The sequence below is a fragment of the Marinobacterium rhizophilum genome (assembly GCF_024397915.1).
Lineage (GTDB): Bacteria > Pseudomonadota > Gammaproteobacteria > Pseudomonadales > Balneatricaceae > Marinobacterium_A > Marinobacterium_A rhizophilum_A.
The window spans coordinates 359,516-382,864 of record NZ_CP073347.1 but is presented as its reverse complement, the minus strand read 5'-3'; the positions used below and the strand labels follow the sequence as shown (position 1 = coordinate 382,864).

General features: G+C 61.4%; 21 protein-coding genes and 2 pseudogenes. 15 read left to right on the top strand and 8 right to left on the bottom strand.

Annotated elements, in window-relative coordinates; translation table 11 throughout:
* Positions 1–3: 3 nt before the first annotated feature.
* The 7 genes from KDW95_RS01640 to KDW95_RS01610 form a co-directional block, all read right to left on the bottom strand.
* The gene (locus tag KDW95_RS01640; RefSeq protein ID WP_255854491.1) at positions 4–1,167 is read right to left on the bottom strand and encodes a CaiB/BaiF CoA transferase family protein; all 1,164 of its coding nucleotides are present in this window, start codon (positions 1,165–1,167) and stop codon (positions 4–6) included.
* 57 nt (positions 1,168–1,224) lie between these two features.
* Positions 1,225–2,367 carry an acyl-CoA dehydrogenase family protein gene (locus KDW95_RS01635; protein ID WP_255854489.1) on the bottom strand — a complete coding sequence of 381 codons (1,143 nt, stop codon included), beginning with the start codon at positions 2,365–2,367 and terminating at the stop codon, positions 1,225–1,227.
* A 66-nt stretch (positions 2,368–2,433) separates the two neighbouring features.
* Positions 2,434–4,569 carry a 3-hydroxyacyl-CoA dehydrogenase NAD-binding domain-containing protein gene (locus KDW95_RS01630; RefSeq protein ID WP_255854488.1) on the bottom strand — a complete coding sequence of 712 codons (2,136 nt, stop codon included), beginning with the start codon at positions 4,567–4,569 and terminating at the stop codon, positions 2,434–2,436.
* A gap of 14 nt (positions 4,570–4,583) precedes the next feature.
* The gene (locus KDW95_RS01625; RefSeq protein ID WP_255854487.1) at positions 4,584–5,792 is read right to left on the bottom strand and encodes an acetyl-CoA C-acetyltransferase; all 1,209 of its coding nucleotides are present in this window, start codon (positions 5,790–5,792) and stop codon (positions 4,584–4,586) included.
* A 24-nt stretch (positions 5,793–5,816) separates the two neighbouring features.
* On the bottom strand, positions 5,817–6,794 hold the full coding sequence (locus KDW95_RS01620; protein ID WP_255854485.1) for an NAD(P)H-dependent flavin oxidoreductase: 978 nt from the start codon (positions 6,792–6,794) through the stop codon (positions 5,817–5,819).
* Between the two features lie 21 nt (positions 6,795–6,815).
* Positions 6,816–7,961: an acyl-CoA dehydrogenase family protein gene (locus KDW95_RS01615; RefSeq protein WP_255854484.1), complete on the bottom strand. Its 1,146-nt coding sequence runs from the start codon at positions 7,959–7,961 to the stop codon at positions 6,816–6,818.
* Positions 7,962–7,974: 13 nt separating this feature from the next.
* The gene (locus KDW95_RS01610; RefSeq protein WP_255854483.1) at positions 7,975–9,171 is read right to left on the bottom strand and encodes an acyl-CoA dehydrogenase family protein; all 1,197 of its coding nucleotides are present in this window, start codon (positions 9,169–9,171) and stop codon (positions 7,975–7,977) included.
* A gap of 916 nt (positions 9,172–10,087) precedes the next feature.
* Between KDW95_RS01610 and KDW95_RS01605 the strand changes: the two genes are divergently transcribed.
* The 13 genes and pseudogenes from KDW95_RS01605 (at position 10,088) to KDW95_RS01545 (ending at position 20,747) form a co-directional block, all read left to right on the top strand.
* On the top strand, positions 10,088–10,759 hold the full coding sequence (locus KDW95_RS01605; RefSeq protein ID WP_255854482.1) for a TetR/AcrR family transcriptional regulator: 672 nt from the start codon (positions 10,088–10,090) through the stop codon (positions 10,757–10,759).
* Positions 10,760–10,866: 107 nt separating this feature from the next.
* Positions 10,867–10,995, top strand: a pseudogene (locus tag KDW95_RS23565) (transposase); the annotation flags it as partial.
* A gap of 1,034 nt (positions 10,996–12,029) precedes the next feature.
* Positions 12,030–12,172 (top strand): annotated as a pseudogene (locus tag KDW95_RS01595) (transposase); the annotation flags it as partial.
* A gap of 513 nt (positions 12,173–12,685) precedes the next feature.
* Positions 12,686–13,432, top strand: coding sequence for a hypothetical protein (locus tag KDW95_RS01590; RefSeq protein WP_255854481.1), 747 nt, complete (start codon positions 12,686–12,688; stop codon positions 13,430–13,432).
* Positions 13,433–13,550: 118 nt separating this feature from the next.
* Entirely contained in the window at positions 13,551–13,763 is a 213-nt protein-coding gene (locus tag KDW95_RS01585; protein ID WP_255854479.1) for an AlpA family transcriptional regulator, read from the top strand.
* Positions 13,764–13,807: 44 nt separating this feature from the next.
* Positions 13,808–14,686: a ParA family protein gene (locus KDW95_RS01580; RefSeq protein ID WP_255854478.1), complete on the top strand. Its 879-nt coding sequence runs from the start codon at positions 13,808–13,810 to the stop codon at positions 14,684–14,686.
* Positions 14,670–14,921: a hypothetical protein gene (locus KDW95_RS01575; protein ID WP_255854477.1), complete on the top strand. Its 252-nt coding sequence runs from the start codon at positions 14,670–14,672 to the stop codon at positions 14,919–14,921. Before KDW95_RS01580 ends, KDW95_RS01575 begins: the two co-directional genes overlap by 17 nt.
* Positions 14,914–16,563 (top strand): ParB family protein, encoded by a 1,650-nt coding sequence (locus KDW95_RS01570; protein ID WP_255854476.1) that lies wholly within the window; start codon positions 14,914–14,916, stop codon positions 16,561–16,563. Before KDW95_RS01575 ends, KDW95_RS01570 begins: the two co-directional genes overlap by 8 nt.
* A gap of 24 nt (positions 16,564–16,587) precedes the next feature.
* On the top strand, positions 16,588–17,148 hold the full coding sequence (locus KDW95_RS01565; RefSeq protein ID WP_255854475.1) for a DUF2857 domain-containing protein: 561 nt from the start codon (positions 16,588–16,590) through the stop codon (positions 17,146–17,148).
* Positions 17,149–17,151: 3 nt separating this feature from the next.
* Complete coding sequence (locus KDW95_RS01560; RefSeq protein ID WP_255854474.1) at positions 17,152–18,396, top strand: STY4528 family pathogenicity island replication protein; 1,245 nt, start codon at positions 17,152–17,154, stop codon at positions 18,394–18,396.
* A gap of 562 nt (positions 18,397–18,958) precedes the next feature.
* A complete protein-coding gene (locus KDW95_RS01555) occupies positions 18,959–19,738 on the top strand; it encodes a PFL_4669 family integrating conjugative element protein (protein ID WP_255854473.1) in 780 nt (259 codons plus the stop codon).
* A complete protein-coding gene (locus KDW95_RS01550) occupies positions 19,735–20,277 on the top strand; it encodes a DUF3158 family protein (protein WP_255854471.1) in 543 nt (180 codons plus the stop codon). The genes KDW95_RS01555 and KDW95_RS01550 overlap by 4 nt, the downstream gene beginning before the upstream one ends.
* A 68-nt stretch (positions 20,278–20,345) precedes the next feature.
* Positions 20,346–20,747 carry a single-stranded DNA-binding protein gene (locus KDW95_RS01545; protein ID WP_255854470.1) on the top strand — a complete coding sequence of 134 codons (402 nt, stop codon included), beginning with the start codon at positions 20,346–20,348 and terminating at the stop codon, positions 20,745–20,747.
* Positions 20,748–21,206: 459 nt separating this feature from the next.
* Here KDW95_RS01545 and KDW95_RS01540 read toward each other — a convergent pair whose 3' ends face one another.
* Positions 21,207–22,097 carry a LysR family transcriptional regulator gene (locus KDW95_RS01540; RefSeq protein ID WP_255854469.1) on the bottom strand — a complete coding sequence of 297 codons (891 nt, stop codon included), beginning with the start codon at positions 22,095–22,097 and terminating at the stop codon, positions 21,207–21,209.
* A gap of 187 nt (positions 22,098–22,284) precedes the next feature.
* Here KDW95_RS01540 and KDW95_RS01535 point away from each other — a divergent pair, with 187 nt between their 5' ends.
* Together KDW95_RS01535 and KDW95_RS01530 are read left to right on the top strand one after the other, a co-directional pair.
* The gene (locus tag KDW95_RS01535) at positions 22,285–23,001 is read left to right on the top strand and encodes an AzlC family ABC transporter permease (RefSeq protein WP_255854468.1); all 717 of its coding nucleotides are present in this window, start codon (positions 22,285–22,287) and stop codon (positions 22,999–23,001) included.
* Positions 22,991–23,299 carry an AzlD family protein gene (locus tag KDW95_RS01530; protein ID WP_255854467.1) on the top strand — a complete coding sequence of 103 codons (309 nt, stop codon included), beginning with the start codon at positions 22,991–22,993 and terminating at the stop codon, positions 23,297–23,299. The genes KDW95_RS01535 and KDW95_RS01530 overlap by 11 nt, the downstream gene beginning before the upstream one ends.
* The last annotated feature ends 50 nt before the right edge of the window (positions 23,300–23,349 follow it).

The window sequence follows — 23,349 nt, the reverse complement described above, 5'->3', positions numbered from 1 at the left end:
GCGCTATCTCGCTGTTTGTGAGTTATTGTTCATATCCTGAAACATGGCGATATCTCTTTCGCTCAAGCCCCAATGTCGCAGCAGGCTATCCCCCGCCTCCGATGGCGTCCGGGTACTGGCGCCGACGTCGGGTCGCGTCCGGCTAAAGCGTGGCGCCGGCGCAGGCTGCAGCACGCCTTCAAGTTCGACGAAGCTTTGGCGCGCACGGTTATGCGGATGCTGCGGCGCCTCCGAAATCGACAGCACCGGGGCGAAACAGGCATCGGTGCCCTCGAGCAGTTCGCACCACTGGTCCCTTGTCTTCTGCCGGAATACCGCCGCCAGCGCCGCTTTGAGTTGCGGGAAACGGGCCGGATCGGCCTTGGGATTGCCGAAGCCCTGGTCGGCGAACAGCGCTTCATCCAGCCCCGCCTTGTCGATCAGCAGCCAATAGAACTGCGGCTCGAGGGCGCCGATGGCGATGTGCTCGCCGTCCGCCGTTTGGTAACAGTCGTAGTAGTGCGCCGCGCCGGACAGGAAATGGCTGCCGCGCGTCTCGTCGAAGGCTCCGCGGTGCTTGAAATCGTGGAACATCGCCATCAGCAGCGAACTGCCGTCGACCATGGCGCTGTCCACCACCTGCCCCTGTCCGGAACGCTGCGCCTCCAAGAGGGCGCATACCAGGCCGAAGGCTAGAAACATGGCTCCACCGCCAAAATCACCCACCAGGTTAAGCGGCGGCAACGGCGCCTCACCGGCGCGGCCGATGGCTTGCAGCGCGCCGGACAACGCGATGTAGTTGATATCGTGTCCGGCGGTCTGCGCCAGGGGGCCATCCTGGCCCCAGCCGGTCATGCGGCCATAGATCAGGCGCGAATTGCGCGCCAGGCAGATGTCGGGCCCGAGCCCGAGCCGCTCCATCACCCCGGGCCGGTAGCCTTCGAACAGGGCGTCGGCGCTTTCGCACATTTTCAGCAGCAGCGAGCGACCCTGCTCGGATTTAAGGTCCAGCGCCAGGCTGCGCCGGCCACGCAGCGTGACCGGTCGCTTGCCGCCGTCCACCAGTCGATCGCCGGCGCGCTCGATACGGATCACCTCCGCGCCCATATCGGCCAGCATCATGCCGCAGAAGGGGCCCGGCCCGATGCCGGCGATTTCGATGATTTTGAATCCCGCCAAAGGTCCCATAAGCGCCTCCTTACCAGGCCTGCCGTGCAGTCCGGCTCCGGTTTGGGTCCGCCGCACTCATTTCAGGTCCAGCGAGCGGGCGATGATTTCCTTCATGATTTCGCTGGAGCCGGCAAAAATCCGGGTCACGCGCGCGTCGGTGTAAGCGCGGGAGATCGGGTATTCATCCATGTAGCCGGCACCACCGTGGAACTGCACGCCCTTGTCCACCACCCGGCCCTGCAGTTCGCTGGCGAACAGTTTCAGGCGCGCGGCATCCTCCGGCGTCAGCCGACCCGCGTTGTGCTCCTCGACGCAGCGGTCGACATAGACCTGCGCCAGGTCGATCTCGGTACTCATCTGCGCCATCTCGAAGCGGGTGTTCTGGTACTGGCTCAGCGCCTGGCCGAATACCTTGCGTTCACGGATGAAATCCAGCGTCAGGCCGAAGGCGTATTGCGCCGCCGCGACGCAGCGGGTGCCGGCCTGCAACCGCTCCTCGGCCAGTCCCTGCATCAGGTAATGGAAACCCCGGGTCTCATCGCCCAGCACGTTCGCCCTGGGCACCACTACATTTTCGAAGAACAGTTCGGCGGTATCCTGCGAGCGCTGGCCCATCTTCTTGAGCTTGCGGCCGCGACTGAAACCTTCCATGCCCCTTTCCACCAGGAACAGGCCGATGGCGCGCGGGTTACTCGGGTCCGACTTGGCCGCAACCACGAAGAGATCGCCCAGCATGCCGTTGGTGATGTAGGTCTTGGAGCCGTTGAGAATAAAGTGATCGCCCCGGTCCTGGGCGGTGGCGCGCATTCCGGCCAGATCACTGCCGGCATCGGGCTCGGTCATCGCCACGCCGAGGATGGTCTCGCCGCTGATACAGCCCGGCAGGAAACGCTGTTTCTGCTCGTCGCTGCCGAAGCGGTCGATATAGGGCCCGACGATGCGGTTGTGCAGATTCATCGCGAAGCCGGTTTCGCCGATCAGCGCCAGCTCCTCGATCATGATCTGTTCGTAGCGGAAGTCCCGCAGCCCCAGGCCGCCGTCGCGCTCGTCGGCCCAGCACAGCAGGAAGCCATTTTCGCCTGCCTTGCGAAAGACCTCGCGGTCGACGATCCCGGCCTCGAGCCAGCGCTCCTGGTGAGGCACCACCTCTTTGTGCAGGAAGGCGCGGAACGCCTCCCGAAACATGTTCTGCTCTTCGGTAAAGGGCTTGCGCTGCATAGCCGCGTACTCCTGTCACAGGTTGCTTGCAGCCGGGACCGCGGCTTGCGGTCCCGGGATCCCGAATCAGGCGAACGTCTCGCCTTTCTCGGCTTTTGCCAGCAGCAGCGCCGGCGGCGTGAAGCGCTCGCCGTACTTCTGTGCCAGCGCCAGGCAGCGCTGAGTAAAGGCCCGCACGCCGTAGCTGTTGATAAACTGCAACTGACCGCCGGTGTGTTGCGGGAAACCGATGCCCATGATCGAGCCGATATTGCCGTCGGCCACCGAGCGCAGCACCTTCTCCTCCAGGCAACGCACCGCTTCCAGCGCCTGGCGGAACAGGATGCGGTCCTTGATGTCCTGCTCGGGCAGCGGCTGATCCGACTGCGGGAAGATCTCGCAGAGCTGCGGCCAGATACTCTTGCTGCCGTCGTCGTGGTAGTCATAGAAGCCACCGCCGTAGGCTCGTCCCTGGCGGTTGAACTCCTCGACCAGCCGGTTGCCGACGCGCTCGGTCGCCAGCACCTTCCACTCGCCGCCCTCGGCTACGACCAGCTTGCGGTTCGCGGTCCGCACGTCGTACGCCAGTTTCAGACTGACCTGGTCCTGCGCCGTCAGGGGTCCCACCGGCATGCCGGCGGCCCGGGCGAGGCTCTCGATCACCAGCGGATCAACGCCGTCTTCCAGCAGCGCACAGCCCTCGTCCATGAAGGTACGGAAAACGCGGGAGGTGAAGAACCCCATCGAATCGTTGACCACGATCGGCACCTTGCCGATCTGCTGGACGAAGTCGAAGGAGCGGGCCAGGGTTTCGTCGCTGGTTTGCTTGCCGCAGATGATCTCGACCAGCGGCATGCGGTCGACCGGCGAAAAGAAATGCAGGCCGATAAAGTTTTCCGGCCTTGCGGACGCTTTGGCCAGCCCGGTGATCGGCAGCGTCGAGGTGTTGCTGGCGAAGATACCGGTGTCGATCAGTTGCGGTTCCGCTTGCGCCGTGACACGAGCCTTGAGTTCGACGTTTTCGAACACCGCCTCGATGATCAGGTCGCACCCGGCCAGGTCCTCCGCATTGTCGGTGGGCTGAATCAATGCCAGCAGGGCCGCTTTCTTTTCATCAGTCGCGCGCCCCTTGGTGATCAGGCCGTCCATCACCCTGGTCGAGTAGGCCTTGCCCTTCTCGGCGCCTTGCTGCGAGACGTCTTTGAGCACCACCTCGATACCGGCCTTGGCCGCAGCGTAGGCGATGCCCGCGCCCATCATGCCGGCGCCGAGGATGCCAACCTTGTTGAAGGCCGCGCGCTCAATGCCCTGCGGACGACTGGCGCCGCCATTAATCTGGTTGAGCTGGAAAAAGTGGTTGATCAGGTTCTTCGCCACCGGACTGGTCACCAGCGAGGTCAGGTAGCGGCTTTCGATTCGCAGAGCGGTATCAAAATCAACCTGGCTGCCCTCGATTGTCGCCGCGAGTATCGCCTCCGGCGCCGGTGTCAGGCCACGGTGGCGGCCGCGCAACTTGGCGGAACGGAACGCCAGCGTCTGGGCGATCCGCGGATCGGCCGCCGAGCCGCCGGGGATGGCATGACCTTCGCGATCCCAGGGCTGAAGCGCCTCGGGGCTGGCACCAATCCAGGCACGAGCCCTGGCGAGCATGTCGTCGCCAGTTGCGGCGAGTTCATCGACCAGCCCGGCCTCGTGCGCCTGCGCGGGCTTGAGCTTGGTGCCCTCGAGCAGCAACGGCAATGCCCCGTCAATACCCAGCATGCGCGTCAGGCGGGTGACGCCGCCGGCACCGGGCAGCAGACCGAGGCTGACTTCGGGCAGCCCCAACACCGACTTCGGCTTGTCCAGCACCACCCGGTAATGGCAGGCCAGGCAGATCTCGAGGCCACCGCCCAGCGCGGTGCCGTTGATCGCCGCGACGACCGGCACGCCCAGCTGTTCGAGCCGGCGCAGGCGCTGCTTGTTGCGGGTCAGGTTGTCGTAGAAGGATTCAACCTGGCTCTCGTCAATGCCGAGCAGGTAGTGGAGGTCTCCGCCGGCGAAGAAGGTGTCCTTGCCGGAGGTGACGATCACGCCCCTGATATCGTCGTTTTCCAGTTGGCTGACGGCCTCCTCGAGCGCCTCGGCGAAGGCCGGGCTCATGGTGTTGACTGCCTGCCCCGGCATGTCGATCGTCAGGGTGACGATACCGGCATTGTCTTTTTCGTAACGAATGGCGTTCATGGGATGGCTCCTGTTCAGACGCGCTCGATGATGGTGGCGATACCCATACCACCGGCGATGCAGAGGGTAGCGAGGCCGTAACGCTGCTGGCGGCGCTCGAGCTCGTCGAGCAGGGTGCCGAGAAGCATGGCGCCGGTGGCGCCCAGCGGGTGCCCCATGGCGATGGCGCCGCCGTTGACATTGACACGACCCGCCGCCACGCCGAGTTCCTTCTGGAACTTCAGCACCACCGAGGCGAAGGCTTCGTTGACCTCAAACAGGTCGATGTCGTCGACGCCAAGGCCCGCCTTGGCCAGCGCCTTGCGCGCCGCCGGCGCGGGGCCGGTGAGCATGATGGTCGGGTCGGTGCCGACCAGCGCGGTCGAGACGATGCGGGCGCGGGGCCTGAGGCCCAGCGCACGGCCCTTGTCTGCATTGCCGATCAGCACTGCGGCGGCACCGTCGACAATACCGGATGAGTTGCCGCCGGTATGGACGTGATTGACGTGACCGACCTGCGGGTAACGGGCCTGGCAGATGGCATCGAAGGCGCCCTGTCCCGGCTTCTCGAACGCTGGCTTGAGCTTGGCCAGCGATGCGACGCTGCTGTCCGGACGGATGCACTCGTCGCGGTCGAGGATCAGCAGGCCGTTTCGGTCAAGCACCGGCACAACGGAGCGGTCGAAGTAGCCGTTGGCCCAGGCGTGGGCGGCACGGCGGTGGGATTCGACGGCATAGGCATCGACGTCGTCGCGGCTGAAGCCCTCCAGCGTCGCGATCAGATCCGCGCTTATCCCCTGGGGCACGTAGTTGATCGCCAGGCTGGTTTCGGGGTCGTTCGCCATCGCGCCACCGGCCGAGCCCATCGGCACCCGCGACATCGACTCGAAGCCGCCGGCGACGACCAGGTCCTCGAAGCCGGCGCGCACCTTGGCCGCGGCCAGGTTAACCGCCTCGAGACCCGAGCCGCAGAAACGGTTCAGCGTCACGCCGGACACGCTATCGTCCCAGCCGGCGGCAGCGGCGGCGATCTTAGCCAGGTCCGCACCCTGATCGCCGAGCGCCGAGACGCAGCCCATGACGATGTCCTCGACCTCCGCGGTGTCGAGATCATTGCGCGTTTTCAGATGATTCAGCACGCCGGCCAGCAGCGTTACCGGCTTGACCTCGTTGAGCGCGCCGCCGGACCGGCCCCTGCCGCGGGGCGAACGGATGGCGTCGAAAATGTAAGCCTGTTCAGTCATGTCGCGTGGTTCCTTCGGTATCCGTCAGTGGTTGTAGTTCGCGCTGGCGCCTTTCCAGGCCGAGACCGCAGCCCGGTACTGCGCCTTCAGTTCGCCGATGAGCTCGGCCGCGTGGGGCACGTCGTTGACCGAGCCGACGCCCTGGCCGGCTGACCAGATGGCCTTCCAGGCCTTCTTGCCGGCTTCGGACTTGTGCTCCGGCGCCAGCGGCATGTCCGGCGTCAGCTGTACCGGATCGAAACCGTTGTCCACGAGGCTTTTAGCAATGAAGCTGGCATTCACACCGGAAATTCGGTTGGTGTAGACGATGTCCTCGGCGCGGCTCTCGAGCAACAGTTGCTTGTTCGGTGGCTCGGCCAGGCTCTCGCGGGTAGTGATAAAGCGGGTGCCCATATAGGCCAGGTCCGCCCCCATCATCTGCGCCGTAGCGATATCGCGGCCGGTGGACAGGCAGCCGGAAAGCAGCACGGTCTTGTCAAAGAACTGCCGCACCTCATTGAGCAGCGCGAAGGGGTTCAGCTTGCCGGCATGGCCGCCGGCGCCGGCGGTCACCAGGATCAGGCCATCGACCCCGGCCCCGGCGGCTTTGCGCGCATGGCGCAGGCTGATCACGTCGTGGAAGACGATGCCACCGTAACCATGGACCTTTTCGACCAGCTCCGGCACCGCGCCCAGCGAGGTGATGATCAGCGGCACCTCATGCTTGACGCAGAGCGCCAGGTCCGCCTCCAGGCGGGCGTTGCTCCGGTGGGCGATAAGGTTGACGCCAAAGGGCGCCACACGCTTGTCAGGGTGCGCCTCGCGGTACTGCGCCAGCGAGCCCTTGATCGTCTGCAGCCAGTCCTCGAAGCCCTCGCTGCTGCGCTGATTGAGGGCCGGAAAGGTACCGACCACGCCGGCCTTGCAACACTCGATCACCAGCTCGGGGCCCGAGGTCAGAAACATCGGCGCCGCGATCAACGGCAGCTCCAGGCTGTCGTCGAACAGTTTCGGTAAAGCCATGGCAATTGTCTCCGTGTGAAATCAGGCAGATTGCGGTAGGGCCGCCGCCAGCTGAGCGAGGTGATGATCCTGGCCGCCGAACAACAGGTCGCACAGCAGCAGCTTTTTGACGTAATGGCTGATCAGGCATTCATCGGTGACGCCGATACCGCCGTGTAGCTGAGTGGCATCCTTCAATACCTGACGGGCGGAACGCCCAACCTGCACCTTGGCCTGGGAGATCGCGACCCGACGCGCGGTGGCGTCCTGCGTATCCGCCATCATCGCGGCATAGAGCATCATGGAGCGGGCCTGCTCGGTGACCAGTTCCATGTCCACCAGCCTGTGCGCAAGGGTCTGAAAACGGCCAATTTCGCGCCCGAACTGCTTGCGGGTTTCCAGGTATTCGGCGGTTAGCCGGTTGGCCTCCGCCATCGCCCCGACGGCTTCGGCGCACAGTGCCGCCGTGGCGATATCACTCGCCTGCTCGATCACCGCCAGCGCCTCACCCTCACAGCCAAGACGGCAGGCTTCGCTCAGCGGCACCTCCCGAAAGCGAATGTCGGCGGCCCCGCGTCCGTCGAGCAGTGGATAGCGCTGTACGTCGACCCCTTCCTCGGCGACATCGACGATAAACAGCGAAATGCCTGCTGCATCGCCGTCATTGCCCGAAGTACGCGCACTCAGGATCAGCTTGTCGGCACAGTCACCGCCGAGCACCATCGCCTTGTGACCGCTGAGCACATAGCCGCCTGCAACTTTGCTGGCACGGGTTGCAACCGCACTCCGATCGAAACGCGAATGCGGCTCTTCCAGGGCTGCGGCCAGCTTCAGCGAGCCATCGACCAGCCTTGGCAGCAACTCGGCGCACTGCTGTTCGCTGCCGGCACGTTGCAACAGCGGCACCGCCAGCGTCTGCTGCCCGGAATAGGGTTCCAGCGCCAGCCGTTGCCCCATCCCTTCGCACACCAGACAGAGGTCGGTGGTATCGCCACCGAAGCCCTCGTAGGCTTCGTCTACCCCAATGCCGAACAGGCCCATGTCGGCAAACTGCCCCCAGGCGGCAGCATCGGTCCCCAGAAAGCCGGCCATCAGGCTGTGACGTTTTTCGGCCGGATACAGACTGGCCAGCAACTTGCCAAGACTGTCCTGCAGCATCAGTTGATCGTCTGAAAATGAAAAATCCATAGCGGGTCTCCGGTCAAAGGGTCAGGAGTTCTTTGGCAATGATGGTCTTCTGGATCTCGTTGGAGCCTCCGAAGATGCTGTACTTCATCGAGTTCAGGTAGACCGCGGCCTTGCTGCCGGCATAGTCGGGCCCGATGGGCGCGCCGTCCCAGCTGTCCGTGCGTGCTTGCGGCACGAAGGGCAGCGCATAGATACCCACCGCTTCGGTCATCAGGGCCTCGGTTTTCTGTACCAGCTCGCTACCGCGAATTTTCAGCACCGACGCTATCTTTCCTGGCACCTTGCCGTGTCCGGCGCCAGCCAGCATGCGCAGGTTGGTCAGCTCGTGGGCCTTGAACTCCACCTCTAGCTCGGCCAGACGCAAGCGGAACAGCGGGTCACAGAGCAGCGGTTGCCCCTGGCGGGTCTCGCGGGTGGCGACCGCTTTTAACTGGGCGATGCGATCCTTGATGGCGCCGACCCGGGCGATGCCGGTGCGCTCGTGGTCGAGCAGGAATTTGGCGTAATCCCAGCCCTTGTTTTCCTCGCCGATACGCTGGTCGACCGGCACCCGCACGTTGTCGAAAAATACTTCGTTGACCTCGTGCGCACCGTCCGCGGTGATGACCGGACGCACCGTGATACCCGGCGTCTTCATATCGAACACCAGAAAGGAAATGCCCTGCTGCTTCTTGGCCTCAGGGTCGGTGCGCACCAGGCAGAAGATCCAGTCGGCGTACTGCCCCATGGTGGTCCAGGTCTTCTGGCCGTTAACGACATAGTGGTCGCCGTCACGCACGGCCCGGGTGTTCAGCGACGCAAGGTCGGAACCCGCATTGGGTTCGGAAAAGCCCTGGCACCACCAGACATCGCCCGAGCGGATGCCCGGCAGAAAGCGCGCTTTCTGCTCCTCGGAACCGAATGTGTAGATCACAGGCCCGACCATGCCAATACCGAACGGCCAGATACGCGGCGCCCCAGCCAGGAAGCATTCTTCCTCGAAAATGTACTTCTGAATGGCACTCCAGGTGCAGCCGCCGTACTGCTGCGGCCAGCTCGGCGTGCTCCAGCCCTTGTCGAACAGGATCCGGTTCCAGGTGACGTAGTCCGACCTGTCCAGGTATTTGTCGTTCTTGACTTTGCAGGCGATGTCGGTCGGCAGCTCCTGCTGCAGGAAGGTTCGCACTTCCTCCCGAAACGCCTGGTCTTGCGCGGTGTAATTGATATTCATATCAGTACCCAGTCTGCACCCTGCTGTGATGACAAAGCCCCGGTTTCCCGGGGGGAGTTTTAAAGCAATCGCATTACAATAACCAAATTAAACCACTCGCTTTATTTTTTTTCAAGAAATTAATGCAAGTGATTTACCCGCAGCCGGCGGCAATGGGCACGTCGGCACGCGTGCAGGGGAAAACACTACCGGCCGGAGATCGGGACGCCGAGTGCACAGAGGAGGGAAAACGGTGAAGGAGTACTGAATGCTGCGGGAGTGGCCGGCACGGCGGCGCTATTTCCGGACGTTTCGGCCCGTGCCCAGCGCCGGGCAAGCACCCGGCCGGGCCCGGCGAAAAACAACATGGCGACCCGGCAAGGGCCGCCAGCTGGAGACAGCCATAGGAGGACGCCACCGATCCACCGCCTTTTATTCGACCAGGCGCTCGCTGGCAAGCGCCCACAAAGCTTCGCCCAGAGCGTCTAGACCTCGGCTCAAGGTTTTCAGCTGGTAGCTGTCTTTCTGGGTCATGATGGCTGTCCTCTTGAATCAATTTTGCGGCAGGCCATAAACGGTATAACAGCACTTTCTTTTGTTGATCCGCTTTCTATATATAGAAAAACAGGCTTTCTGCCCGCTTCAAAGGAGGTGTGGTACGATCTGCAGCCTGCCTCAAAATGAACAAGCAGGATGGGGCAAGAGCCACGCAGATTTGCCCTACCGGCCCGCCCGGGGAAAACCGAACCCGCGCCCCGGCGGGTATCGGGCAACCAACGCGGCGGAGTGACTTTACAGAGTTAAACCGACCGTATTAGCATGTTGTATAATGACTGGCGCGTTCAAATTCCGCCCGATCTTCACGGGCACCGATAAAACAGGTCAGAACGTTCTGTTTCATCGCCAGGCTAATAGCGAACAGGTGGACAATACTCAGATGGCATCATTGAAAACCAAAGATACCCTGCTGATCACAGCGGAGCGAATGTTCGCCGAGTCCGGCATCGAAGGCGTATCCTTGCGCCAGATTGCGGTGGAAGCAAAGCAGAAAAACACCTCTGCTCTGCACTACCACTTCGGCTCCAAAGAGGACCTGATCGAAGCGATCTTCGATTACCGAATGCCAATGGTGAACGAGTGCCGCCTGCACTATCTTGCGCAACTGGAGACCGATGGACGGAACCATAATCTTCAGGCGCTGGTGCAGGCGCTGGTGTATCCGCTGGCCGGGCAGCTGGACCATCCAGAAGGCAGCCCGAACTACCTTGGATTCATGGAAAACCTGATCAGGGCCTCAACCATCGAGCAGAAGCGGCGCTTTTACACCAAGTACGACCAGAGCCTGAGCCAGGTCGCCAGACTGATCCGCGAAACCCTGCCGGAAATACCCCGGGATCTGATCAATTTACGCCTGGCACTTGTGGTCGAGAACATGATCCAGTCACTTAGCGAGTGGCGCCGACTGGTCAAAGAGCACGGGCAGTCAAAAGCCATATACCGACTCGAAAACTACAAGGCCAACCTGGTCGCGATGCTCGCGGGCAGCCTGTCCGCCCCAGCACCGGCCAGCCTGCAACAGGACGAAAACGCCGCAAAAGCAATGAGCTGACCGACCGGACTATGGAACGCCTTAACTGGCTGCTTGATGGTATCTATGCTGACGGCGGCCGGCAGTAGATTCCGCCGGGGCGCCGGATTCACGCGCAGCGGCTGCGAATAATCTCTTCCATCCGCAGCGAGCGCCAGTTGGTCGAGCAGATCAGCTACAACCTGCTGTACCGCTGGTTTGTGGGGTTAACGATCGACGATCCGGTGTGGCATCATTCGAGCTTCAGCACCTGCCGCCACGGGAGTTACCAGGTCAGCATGCAGCTACGCAAACAGGTGGAAGAGCCCTTTGGCCGGGGCAAGGAAATCGGTCCCATCCGGCAGGTGATGCTGCGCGGACGGGACAAGGTGCATAGCCTGTTCCAGCTGACGATGATGGGCTGGAAACTGCTCCGTATGCGAAACCTGCAGAGATAATCCGCCTGACGGCCCGCAATCGGCTACACAGGGCGACGCATCGGGCAAAAAAATGCCCAAGAAAGTGCGGCCAATCCGTCAAATTTGAACAAGAAACAGCCAGCGCTACTGCAGCCAATCATATTTTCAACCGCCTGCCAAAAGGGAAAGGGTCGCTCGTGCCACGGCTGTTGCACGTTTTCCTGGATGCCCTAACCGGGGTTGGAGGGTGCAAACTCATAGTTTCCATGCTGAAAGCTGGACTCTATGCTCGTCACGGCTTCCACTTGCCCGCAACAACCCGGAACTGGCACCCGCATTCGTGATCTTAAGTCTCGCCTCAAAGAGGCTGGCCGCAGGTGGTTTTCGGAGGAGTTCTCTGGAACGAAAAAAGGAGCTTTCGCTCCTTTTTCAAAGACTTACAGACTCCAGTGGACGTCTGTAGATCAAAATTTGGAGCGGGAAACGAGACAAACACTAGAGCTCTAAGTTGTTAATATATAAGACTTATTTCTCTACCACTACTGCAAGGTGGCCACAATATTAGCCTTGTTTTTTGGACCCGTCAAATAGACGAATCCAACAAAATCTACGCCGATCCATCAAGGTCACCATTGAGCCCCCTAACTGACAGCGCAAGCGAAGCGGTTTCGGAAAGTTCGACCTCGACCACGCAGCACAGTGGGCAACCAATCGCGACCTTCTCGACCAAGATCAGCGGCTGAGGCACCTGCCCTGCCCTGCCCTCGCCAATTCAATGTGTGATTTAGCAGTCGAGGTGACGGAAAGTTCTTCCTGGCGGTAATTCTGTAGTGGTTCACTGATTCCGGACACTGATTTAGACGGTACAGTCACCACCGCAGATGAGGTGTTCTATGACAAGACAACGTCGATCGTTTTCAGCTGAGTTCAAGCACGAGGCATCTGTCTTGTTCTGGATCAAGAGTACTCCTTTACTGACATCTGTCGCTCACTAGCTGTGGGCAGCACAGCGCTACGTCGCTGGGTTCAGCAGCTTTGGGACGATGGCGAGGTATGTTAGTGCTGCTCCTACCGAGCGTCCTGGATACAGTCGATAGACTCGGTTGTCGCAAGAGCCAGAGTTGATCAAACCTTTCTAAAGCACTGATTACAGAAATTATAAAATTTTTATACGCTTGTTTAATGCGCAACTCTAAACAATCTCGTAGAACATCTAAACCCCACCAAAAAATAACAGACACCACAACACTAGAAAAGAGTTATAAAAAATCCAGAATTACATTAAAACCATCATTTAAAACACTAGTTTTAACTCTTCAAGACTTCAGCAATAAAAGCCAAAATGGCCGTTAACGGATAAGCGCTCGAACATGCAGAATTTTCCGAATCTATTTCGAATTATTCCGATTCAGGCTCGAATAGCCGAACACATAAAAATGTAACATTCCCAATTTAACGTTGAATTCAACAGCCTCATCCCCCTTTACACCAAGGAGATAAATCTCGATTTAAAACTCGTTACTTCAAGTCACACCAAGGAGGTGGACATATGCACGGAAGCAACTCACTATCGCAGATATTCTATCGCCCCATCGAAGCGGCTATTCGCTGGGCAGGACTATTAAAGTACCAGCACAATATTTTGCCGGAAATGACGCCATCCAGGCACCTACCAGAGAGGCTCGACTGCCCACGATGGGGCGAGTTACGCCTCTGTACGGATAGAATCTACGACGCCATTGTAAATGGCGAGCTGCCTTACGGTCGCGACGGTATCACGCTGAACGACCCGGCGTTGTGGGATTCGCCCGACCTGACGATCCGTCATATTGACCTCAAACGCTGGATGCGAGATCACTACCCAGAGCAGCGCCCGCGCTTTTTGTTCAGTCGCCGAGAACGACTCGTCCACCCTGCCATCACCCTGGAGACAGGGCACGCCATGCTGATTGAACGCCAGGCTTTAAGAGTACAACTTGAACATTGCCGCCGCGATCTGCGCAGTATCCAGGAGCTGTATGATTCATTATCGAGGCAACGCGAAACCGTTTCAGCACCCAACCAATGCCCTCTTAGCGATCGCGCCGAGAGCACTTATCTGCACATTATCGGCAGTCTTCTCGAATTGATGCTAGGCCACTCCCCCTCGGGTGTGCCTTATTCCAGTTTTAAAACGCAGGAAGCCATCGTCAGCGCACTGATCGCTAATCACAGTGGCATCATGGGAATTACCGAGCGTACCTTGAACGGCAAGTTTGCCAGCGCCCGGCGAAAAATCCGCAGCGCAATTTCCTGAATAATGCCAGCTTGTAGTTGCAATCCCTCAAATTGCATTTGCAATGTACTTCAGTATCCACGTCTATTTAATGAGGGTCACGCCAACAAACGCTGCTGAGCGTTAAGGAGTGCCCCTCATGTCTCAGACTTCCCTATTTCCGCCTGGCGAACGTCGCATCCTGCGACGTGATGAGGTGGAAACCAAAACCGGGTTCAAGCGCGCGCACATTTATAACCTGATGAAAAAAGGCGAGTTCCCCCAGGCAATCCGTATCGGCGTGCGCGCGGTCGGCTGGGATTCGGCCGAGATCGAGCAATGGATTGCCGATCGACTCAATGACCGGGCCTGATTCGCCCCCCCCTGGACTTCTCTGCTACTTCCAAGGAGCGCCCCATGCAGGTGGTATCCATTATCTCGACCAAAGGCGGCGTCGGTAAAACCACCACCGCCGCTAATCTGGGTGGTCTCGCCGCCGATGCTGGCCTGCGCGTGCTGCTGCTCGATCTGGACGTGCAGCCCACGCTGTCGTCCTATTACGAACTGGTCCACCGCGCCCCGGGCGGAATTTACGAGTTCCTGGCGTTTAACGAGCATCGCATTGACCAATTGGTGTCCCGAACAGCCATCGCGGGCCTGGACCTGGTGCTGTCCAACGACGACAGAGGCGACCTGAACACGCTGTTGCTGCATGCTCCGGATGGACGCCTGCGGTTGCGCCATCTGTTACCCATGCTGGCGTCGCACTATGACCTGGTACTGATCGACACCCAGGGCGCGCGCAGCGTGCTCCTGGAAATGGCGGTACTGGCCTCCAATATGGCATTGTCGCCGGTCACGCCGGAGATTCTGGCAGCGCGCGAGCTGCGCCGCGGTACACTGCAGCTGATCAACGACATCACCCCCTATCGTCATCTGGGCATCGAGCCGCCACCTCTGCAGCTGCTTATCAACCGGGTGCACCCCGTTTCAACCAATGCAAAGCTGATCCACCAGTCACTGCGACACCTGTTCCAGGAACACGGCAGTATGCAGGTTCTGACGACCATCGTCCCGGCCATTGAAACCTACCCCCGTGCATCAACCCGGCGGTTACCGGTACACCGCTTTGAGTATCGCGCGCCCACGGGCCGCGTGGCGCCGGCCGCACTCGATACCATGCGCGCACTGGCCTGCGAGCTGTTCCCCGCCTGGCGCGACAAGTTCGCAAGTGTGACCGGCCGGTCCAGGACGAATGGCGAGACACGGAGTGACGAGAATGGCCCGTGCCTATGAACTGACGCGCGGCCATAAACGGCTGCGTGCGCTGATAGAATTTGCTCTGAGCGAGGGCTGGCACGTCAAACGCACACCGGGCGGCCATCTGAAATTCAGCAAACCGGGCCACGCCTCGATCTACACCAGCTCAACCGCCAGCGATCACCGCGCGGGCTTGAACGCCCGTGCCCAGCTACGCCGTGCTACCCGGCAGGCCGCGGATGGCAATACAAAGGAGAGTGGTCATGGCTGAGCTGACACCCGAGCACATGGCGACGGAGCTGCTGGCCAACGGGTTCGAGCGCAAGGGCCCCTCTGCCACCGCCTTGAGTGATCCGATCGCCGACACGCCCATGGTGGTGACGCTGGACCAGTTGCGCCCGTACGACCATGATCCGCGCCTCAAACGTAATCGGGCGTACGACGATATCAAGGCCTCAATCCGGGAACGGGGGCTGGATGCACCGCCGGCGATTACCCGACGCCCCGGCGACGAGCATTTCATTGTCCGCAACGGTGGCAATACCCGGCTGGCAATCCTGCGCGAGCTTTGGGCGGAAACCAAAGAGGAACGTTTCTTCCGCATCGCCTGCCAATTCCGGCCCTGGCCGGAACGTGGCGAGATCGTCGCCTTGACAGGCCACCTGGCCGAAAACGAACTGCGCGGCGGCCTGACCTTCATCGAGCGGGCGCTCGGCGTAGAAAAAGCCCGCGAGTTTTATGAGCAAGAAAGCGGTGAAGCGCTGTCCCAGTCCGAATTGGCTAGACGCCTGAAAGCCGATGGCTACCCCTTGCCGCAATCGCATATCAGCCGCATGCTCGATGCCGTGCACTTTCTGCTGCCGGCGATTCCCAATCTCCTCTACGGCGGGCTGGGCCGGCATCAGGTCGAGCGGCTCGCCGTGATGCGTAACGCCTGTGAACGGGTCTGGGCAGGCCATGCGACCGCGCGTGACGCGCTGACCGATTTTCAATCGTTCTTTCAGGATACGCTGGCTCAGTTCGATGCCGCACCGGAAGCTTTCTCCGCAGAGCGGGCACTGGACGAGCTGATCGGTCAGATGGCCGAGATCCTGGATGTCGACTACGACACCCTGAGTCTGGAGCTGAGTGAGAGCGAAAACCGGCAGCGCGTGTTGAGCAGCGAACCTGCGCCGGGTACATCCACGCCCTCAACCACGACACCACCCCATGGAACCGAACAGTCCAGGGCGGCGCCAGGGCAGTCGAATCAACCGCCACGCCAGCAGCCGACAACCCTCATCCCGCAGGACGGCGGTGCCGAACCGGCCGTTGCAGGAAATGATGACGTGGCGTTAGCGCCGGCGGACAGCCGTCTGCAAAACCACATCGTCTCTCAAGCGCCCACCACCGAACGCCTGCGGGCCATCCAGCAGCTGATGGCCGAACAGATGGGTGATGAGGCACCGGCCGAGTTTGACGCCAGGGTGCTGCAGGCAATCCCCGTCCAGGCCGGTGGTTTGTATCCGATTTCCGATGTCTGGTACATCGAGCCCAGCCTTGATGAACCGGAACGCCTGCGGCTGCATATCACCCAGTTCGCGCGCGAGATTGCCGATGAAGCCGCCATCGACGACCACATCGAACCGATTGATGACGGCATCGGCTTTAGCTGTGTGACGCTGCCTGATGAACGTCTGCAGGCATTACCGCCGTTCGCCCGCACTGCGCTGGCTCTGCTGGTATCCCTCAGCGGCGAAGACGCCACGACCAAGGGCCTGGACCCTGGGCTGCTATCCGACCACTTGGCCAACCTGCTCTTCGGCCGGGGTAATCCGGACCAGCGATTGAGCGACACGGCGCTGGTCAAGCTGTTCCGCCTCCTGCGCCTGGCCCGACGGCTGTTCGACCTTGAGGCCGATCGCGTTGATTGAGGCTGCTAAGCCAGGGAGGCCAAGATGTCATCACCACACCCGCTCAACCAGGCCGTGATCGCCCAGGCACTCCATGATCTGCGCAATGGTCAGCTTCGTCGCTGCAAGGCCATGGGCTTCGGTGACGAGGAGCTGGATGCGCTGAAGCATCCGGCCCTGGTCAGTGTGCTCGTCAACGCGACGGTATCCTGGTGCTCGGTGTCCATCAACCGGGACGTGCTCAAGCGGTTGTTGAGCCAGGCGCAGGACGTGGAGCGGGAAATCGCCAGGGTGGACCGGATGTTGCGCCTCGGTGCCAGCACCGACATGGTGAGCCGGTTTTACGGTCTGACCCACCAGGAAATCGCCCTGCGGCGCGACGTACTCGGGCTGCCGAAACGCAAGGGCCGTCACCCGGTGCTCGACGAAGCTCAGGATACGGCGCTGTGGCAGCAGTGGAAGCGGCTCACCACAGAAAGGAACGTCAGTCTCGACGATGACGCCTCCTTGCTGGAGGTGGCCATGGATCTGTCTGAAAGCATGGCACTGCCCCTGTCGGTCGTCTGGGCCGCGATACGGAACTGGGTTGACCAGGACTTGGGCTAGGCCATGGCGGCGGATGACCCTTCCCGGCGCGCAGGACCCGCCCCGCTATCCGATCTCTTTGACGACGTTCTGCAAAAGCTCACACCGACACAATACGCCAGCGCGCCCGGCGACGGCCTGCTCTACAGCGGCAATCGCCATGAGAGCGTGCCCCGCGCGCTGTTTCTCGATACACGCCTGACGCCGCTCGAGCGCAACGCCTGGCAGGTATTCCGCCTGCTGCTCAACGATCAAGGCGTTACTGCCCTGCCCACTTACTCACAGTTGAGTCCCTTTCTGGCCTCGATGCCCTGCGGCGCCCGTGCCTCCCATGAGACCGTGGCCCGTGCCCTCACCCAACTGCGATTGACGCGCTGGCTCAGCCTGGTGCGTCGACGCCGCGACCCGAAAACGGGGCGCATCCTCGGCAATGTCTATGTGCTGCATGACGAGCCCCTGACACCGTTCGAGGCGATACAGCTCGATGCGGACTACCTCGAGCTGGTAAGTCAGGCACTCAATCACGCCGCCAAAGCGGTGCGGACCGTCGCCCTGAACACGCTGAACGAGATCGCCGACGATCCGCTGCTCAGTCACCGTACCTTGCCGACCCGCCTGCAGGTGCTGATGCAACGCCTGACGGATCACGACCAGGACATGATGCGCCAGCACCAGGACGAAGCGATGCCTGATTCCGAAGAAGGCTCGAAAGCCCTTCTTCGGAATCAGAGTGCCCTTCTTCGGAATCAGGAACGCCTCACTTCGGAATCCGAACCAGGGGCGAAAGCCCCGTCTGACGGCGCTCTTCGGAATCCGAAGAAGGACCGTACAGTAAGTATTAGTATTAATAAAATACGTATACCGCGCGCGCGTGCGCACGAGGGGCTGCAGCTGCCGGAGCGCTTCCAGCACCTGAAACACGAGCAGCAGGCGGGCGCCCTGGTCGCGTTGCAACAGCTGGACACGACACTGCAGCAGGCCGTGCTCGACGAATGGGACGCCCGCTGCCTGACGGACAGCGTCCGCAACCCCGCGGGCTACCTGTTCGGCATCATCCAGCGTGCCCTTCACGGCGAGTTCAACGTCTGGCTCGGCCAGGCTGTGGCCGCCTCGCCCCCTGCAACGCCACCACCAGAACATCCGGCGTCACCATCGCCACGGCCACCGCCAGCAGCATCAACGCCCTCTTCGCCCAAACCGAAGGTCGCTTCCCCTGAAGTCGCCCAGGCGCATTTGGCGAAGCTGCGCGAGTTCTTGCGCAACAGCTAGAGCGGTAACCAGAGCGCCAAAGGCGTGGCCGTAGCCATCAGTGGCACTCGCTGACGCTATCCCCAGGAGATAGCTCGCAAATTCGGCTCGGTCCTATCCCCGGGGGATAGCTCGCGAGTTCGGTCGGGACCTATCCCCGGGGGATAGCTCGCGGGTTCGGCAGGGCCCTATCCCCGGGAGATAACTTGCGGGTTCGGCTGGACCCTATCCCCAGGGGATAGCCCGTGAATTCGGCTGGGACCTATCCCCGGGGGATAGCTCGCGAGTTCGGCTGAGCCCTATCCCCGGGGGATAGCTCGCGAGTTCGGCTCGGTCCTATCCCCAGGGGATAGCTCGCGGGTTCGGCAGAGCCCTATCCCCGGGGGATAACTCGCGGGTTCGGCTGGACCCTATCCCCAGGGGATAGCTCGGGAATTCGGCGGAGACCTATCCCCGGGGGATAGCGCGCTCGCCTGCACCACAGCCAATCAATCCGGGGATGCCCCGGGTTCCATTAATCGACTGACAGCCTTCCGCTTGAGGGTGATGCTGGCGACTCGTTACTCAACAGCGGGTCATCACCATGGCAAACACGGGTCCACTGCAACTGAACCTCGGGGCGCTGCGCAGCGCCATGTCGCTGACGCTGCATACCCACCACGCCTCACGCATCTGGCACGGTCGCGCCGCCACCGAAGGCAAACCCGCGATCGTCGGCCTAAACGGTTTCATCGCGGCGATGAACAAAATGAAACGGGGCGCGGAACAGGACGATCCCTACAGCGACTGGTGGATGCTTCGGATCGAGGAGAAGCTGGAGCAGACCAAGGCCGCCCTGCTGGCGCTACGCGAACAGGTCGACCAGGCATTAGCGGCGGTACCGCCCGCACTGAGTCTGGGGGAGAACCTGAACGTACAACCCGTCAAGCTGCCGCTGTTCGTCAATGCCCAGCTCGGCTTTGCGGCGGTGTACCTCCTGGCGGACTTCGACGACCTGGCACGCAAACTAATCCTCGCTCACCACACGGCACTGATCGACCGCAGCACGCTCGAGCGCTGGCTCAACGAGGGTGCCCATGCCCTGCGCAGCTTGTTCTCCCTGGCCCAGCAGTACCGCTACTCCGGTTGCAGCCGTGACGACTTTGCGGCGAACAACGCAGCCGCACGAGCGGCTCTGGAGAAGTTCGGCGAGTTACCGCAAGACGTACTCGAGGGGACCCGCCGCTCGGGCTTCGCGCCGCCGATTGTTCGTCGGAGCAAGCTCCAGCGTACCGATACCAGCGAGTCTGCAGCCGACGGTGAGCAAGACGACAACCCGACACCGGCCGACCCGGCGGCCTCCAACGAGGAGGATCCAGCATGACGGAACATACTCAAAAACCGTGTCGGCATTTCCAGCCGCTGCAACAGGCTGACTTCCTGAGCCTGGAACAGGCAGCCTCTCTAAAAGGCCTTTTAAAGCCTTTTAAAGGTAACGGGGGTCTGGAGGACTGGGCCAACCAATGTCACGCGCTGCGCGACCAGTTGATCACCCTGGCGCAACGGCGCGTGCTGCCACAGGTGAGCGGCTATCCGTTTCGCCTGCTACCCGTCGAACTGGCCCAGCAGACCACTGGCGCAGGCACGACCTTTCTGCGCTGGCGCAAAACCGACCGCTCCGCAATGGGGGTGGCCCTGTGGCAGGCGATGATGGCAAGCCCCGCCACACCGGTCCATCTCCTCGCTGACCTCCATGCCCTCGAGCACCAGAGGGTCGTGCTGAACATGCAAATCAGCCTGCTGCACAGCCTCGGCCGACAGGCTCGGGACTGCGCCAACAAGATGGCCGAGGCTGACGCAGTATATCAGCTCCGCCAGGAGGCATCTTGCATCAGCGCACCGAAGTACCGACCGCCGCCCTAGTGAGCCCCCTTACCCTCTGCGCAGGCCATACCAGCACAGTTCGTCCCCCCCATCACGGAGAGTCCAACATGAGCACCCATTTCTACGGTGAAGGCAATATCGGGTCGGCACCGGAGTATCGTGAATTTACCAATGGCAATGACCAGCCAAACCGGTTGCTGCGCCTGAACGTCTACTTCGACAACCCCGTCCCAAAGCGGGACGGGACTTTCGAGGACCGCGGCGGCTTCTGGGCCCCTGTCGAGATCTGGCACCGCGACGCGGAGCACTGGGTCAGCCTCTACCAGAAAGGCATGCGCGTGCTGGTCGAAGGCCGGACCATGCGCGACGAATGGGAGGACGCCGACGAGAACGAGCGCGTCACGTTCAAGATCGAGGCGCGCCGGGTTGGCATCCTGCCGTTCCGCCTGGAGTCGGCAACCCTCAGTTTAAAGCCGACCTCTGGCGACCCGGAACCTGCCAGCGACTAGGCCCACCACCAGAGAGCCGCCGCCTCCCACGCGGCGGCTTCCGAAGTGGGGCCTGCATTAGCGATGCCGCCAGGCTATCCCCTGGGGATAATTCCACTGAGCTCCATGGAATTCCACGCGCCCTCCGAACAGGACGCTCCCGTACAGAAATCCGCCGCGCACTGACCAAACTCGCCCTGCTGTCGTTCTCCTCCACAATTAACCGCTTGATCTCGTTTTTCGCATTCTCGCTGCCCGCAGTGCTAAGTCGCCAAGCTATCCCCTGGGATAGCTCCACTGACGTCTACCCTGTTCCGCGCGCCCTCCGAACAGGACGTTTCCGTACAGGATACTGTCGTCACTCCGTCGACCTCACTCAGCGTTCAACGCCTACCGCAGAACAATCGCTGCCCAGAAGCCCCTCTCGCTGTATCAATCGCTCGAAGCGCTATGCCGAGACCCTGCATGCGCGGTGTGGACTCAGGCTTCGGAATGATCTCGTTCAGGGCGAAGTGAGTGCCTGAGCGTCTTGATCAGAAGACTGTGCAAACGATCGACGGATTTAGAGCTCTGGGAGGCCCGGCTCCGGTATACCGATACTTCCATGGGTTCGAGCGGCCCCAGTCCATGCTCGCTGCTCAGAATTTCCAGATGGGCCGGCGCGCTGCACTGGGTGAGCACCGCAACGGCCAGGCCACTGTCAACTGCGGCAATCTGACCCGCCAGGCTGGAGCTGTTGTAGACCACCTTGTATCGGCGCCCCTGCAAGGCCAGCGAATTGATGGCACCGCGCCGTGCCAGGCTGGTGTCTTCATAGACCGCGATGGGCAGCGGATCGCGCCGCCACACCTGGAATTGAGCGGAGCCCACCCACACCATCGGCTCATGGAACAGCAAGGTGCCGCGTTGGGGATGATCCCGCGAGATCAGTGCCAAATCCAGGTCGCCGCGTTCGACCCGGGGGATCAGGGACGTGGATTGCTCACAGTTCAGTTCGATCTCAACCGCACCGTGCAGCGGCGCGAAGCGTTTCAGTGCCGGTGTCAGGTACTTGGCGGCGTAGTCGTCAGGGACCCCGAGACGAATGCGGCCAGTCAACTCCTCACCATGAAATGCCGCCTGCGTCTCGGCATGTAGGTCCAGCATTCGCCGCGCATACCCCAGCAGTCGTTGCCCCTCGGGGGTGAGTTGACGCTGCCGAGGACCTCGTACCAGCAACTGGCATCCCAGCGCCGCTTCCAGCTTCTTCAGCTGCATACTCACCGCTGACTGGGAGCGATTCACCGCCGGGGCTGCACCGGACAATGAGCCCGCATCCACCACGGCGACAAAGCACTTCAGCCAGTCAATTTGCAGGTCCTGGAACGTCATGCACGCCACTCATATATTTGATAATCGAATAGTATATAGCTGAACTATGCGCTTTTCTTCAAATCCTGTTCCACGCATAGTGCCGGCAGGTGTGCATCACGCCGCCTTTCACCTTCTACCAGGTGCGTGAGCACGGTTATGCATCACCCAATCCCCACAACAGATGCGATTAACAGGGAGCTGTGGTATGTCAGGCACTGATACCCAACTGCATGAATTTAACCGCCAAGCGGTATGGGCGGGCTTCAAGCAGCTCGTGCCCATTTCTGTCTTTGTGACGGCGTTTGGCGCGGCCTTTGGCGTGGCGGCAACGCAGTCTGGCCTGGATGACCCGTTGATCGTTCTGATGAGCACGCTGGTCTTTGCCGGTGCCGCGCAGTTTGCGGCCTTGGAGCTGTGGGGGCCTCAGGTGCCAGTGATCACGCTGGTAATCACGGTCTTCGCCATCAATGCTCGCCATCTGCTGATGGGGGCGACGCTCTATCCATGGTTGCGTCATCTCTCACCGGCCAGGCGCTATGGCGTGATGCTTGTCGCCTCCGACGCCAATTGGGCGATGTCTATGCAAGCCTTTAGCCGCGGGCAGCCGGGCATGGGACTGCTATTGGGTGGAGGTCTCGCCCTCTGGTCGTTCTGGGTCGTCGGCACCGGGTTGGGTATTTATTTTGGTGGTGCCGTTCAGGACCCCAAGCACCTGGGACTGGACATGGTGATGGGCTGCTTCCTGCTGGCCATGGTGGTGGGCGGGGAGAAAAACCTGCGCATGCTCATCATCTGGATCGTCGCCGCCGGTACCTCGTTATTGGCCTGGCGGTATCTGCCGGACAACAGCCATGTGGTCGTGGGCGCTCTGGCAGGCGGTATGGTCGGGGCTTTCTGGTTGGAGCAAAACGATGAGCATTGAAACCGCGGGCCTTGGCACCCTGATCATCGTGCTCGCCATGGTAGTCGTGACGCTGGCAACCCGCTGGGGCGGCGTGTTCGTGATGGCGTTCGTACCCATCAGCTTGCGGGTGAAACAGTTCATCAACGCCATGTCCGGTTCCGTGTTGATCGCATTGCTGGCGCCGATGGCGCTGGAGGGGGATGCCGGCGCCCGACTGGCCCTGCTGACCACGGCAACCACCATGCTGCTGCTGAAGAAGCCACTGCCGGCCATTGCGGCGGGCATTCTGGCCGCGGCGTTGTTCCGGCAGTTTTGACGCACAGTAACGCTATCCCCAGGGGATAGCTCCACTGACGTCTACCCTGT

Excerpts from the sequence above, each read along its gene's own strand:
- KDW95_RS01640 (WP_255854491.1), bottom strand. The coding sequence starts at position 1,167 with ATGGGACCTTTGGCGGGATTCAAAATCATCGAAATCGCCGGCATCGGG.
- KDW95_RS01635 (WP_255854489.1), bottom strand. The coding sequence starts at position 2,367 with ATGCAGCGCAAGCCCTTTACCGAAGAGCAGAACATGTTTCGGGAGGCG.
- KDW95_RS01630 (WP_255854488.1), bottom strand. The coding sequence starts at position 4,569 with ATGAACGCCATTCGTTACGAAAAAGACAATGCCGGTATCGTCACCCTG.
- KDW95_RS01625 (WP_255854487.1), bottom strand. The coding sequence starts at position 5,792 with ATGACTGAACAGGCTTACATTTTCGACGCCATCCGTTCGCCCCGCGGC.
- KDW95_RS01620 (WP_255854485.1), bottom strand. The coding sequence starts at position 6,794 with ATGGCTTTACCGAAACTGTTCGACGACAGCCTGGAGCTGCCGTTGATC.
- KDW95_RS01615 (WP_255854484.1), bottom strand. The coding sequence starts at position 7,961 with ATGGATTTTTCATTTTCAGACGATCAACTGATGCTGCAGGACAGTCTT.
- KDW95_RS01610 (WP_255854483.1), bottom strand. The coding sequence starts at position 9,171 with ATGAATATCAATTACACCGCGCAAGACCAGGCGTTTCGGGAGGAAGTG.
- KDW95_RS01605 (WP_255854482.1), top strand. The coding sequence starts at position 10,088 with ATGGCATCATTGAAAACCAAAGATACCCTGCTGATCACAGCGGAGCGA.
- KDW95_RS01590 (WP_255854481.1), top strand. The coding sequence starts at position 12,686 with ATGCACGGAAGCAACTCACTATCGCAGATATTCTATCGCCCCATCGAA.
- KDW95_RS01585 (WP_255854479.1), top strand. The coding sequence starts at position 13,551 with ATGTCTCAGACTTCCCTATTTCCGCCTGGCGAACGTCGCATCCTGCGA.
- KDW95_RS01580 (WP_255854478.1), top strand. The coding sequence starts at position 13,808 with ATGCAGGTGGTATCCATTATCTCGACCAAAGGCGGCGTCGGTAAAACC.
- KDW95_RS01575 (WP_255854477.1), top strand. The coding sequence starts at position 14,670 with ATGGCCCGTGCCTATGAACTGACGCGCGGCCATAAACGGCTGCGTGCG.
- KDW95_RS01570 (WP_255854476.1), top strand. The coding sequence starts at position 14,914 with ATGGCTGAGCTGACACCCGAGCACATGGCGACGGAGCTGCTGGCCAAC.
- KDW95_RS01565 (WP_255854475.1), top strand. The coding sequence starts at position 16,588 with ATGTCATCACCACACCCGCTCAACCAGGCCGTGATCGCCCAGGCACTC.
- KDW95_RS01560 (WP_255854474.1), top strand. The coding sequence starts at position 17,152 with ATGGCGGCGGATGACCCTTCCCGGCGCGCAGGACCCGCCCCGCTATCC.
- KDW95_RS01555 (WP_255854473.1), top strand. The coding sequence starts at position 18,959 with ATGGCAAACACGGGTCCACTGCAACTGAACCTCGGGGCGCTGCGCAGC.
- KDW95_RS01550 (WP_255854471.1), top strand. The coding sequence starts at position 19,735 with ATGACGGAACATACTCAAAAACCGTGTCGGCATTTCCAGCCGCTGCAA.
- KDW95_RS01545 (WP_255854470.1), top strand. The coding sequence starts at position 20,346 with ATGAGCACCCATTTCTACGGTGAAGGCAATATCGGGTCGGCACCGGAG.
- KDW95_RS01540 (WP_255854469.1), bottom strand. The coding sequence starts at position 22,097 with ATGACGTTCCAGGACCTGCAAATTGACTGGCTGAAGTGCTTTGTCGCC.
- KDW95_RS01535 (WP_255854468.1), top strand. The coding sequence starts at position 22,285 with ATGTCAGGCACTGATACCCAACTGCATGAATTTAACCGCCAAGCGGTA.
- KDW95_RS01530 (WP_255854467.1), top strand. The coding sequence starts at position 22,991 with ATGAGCATTGAAACCGCGGGCCTTGGCACCCTGATCATCGTGCTCGCC.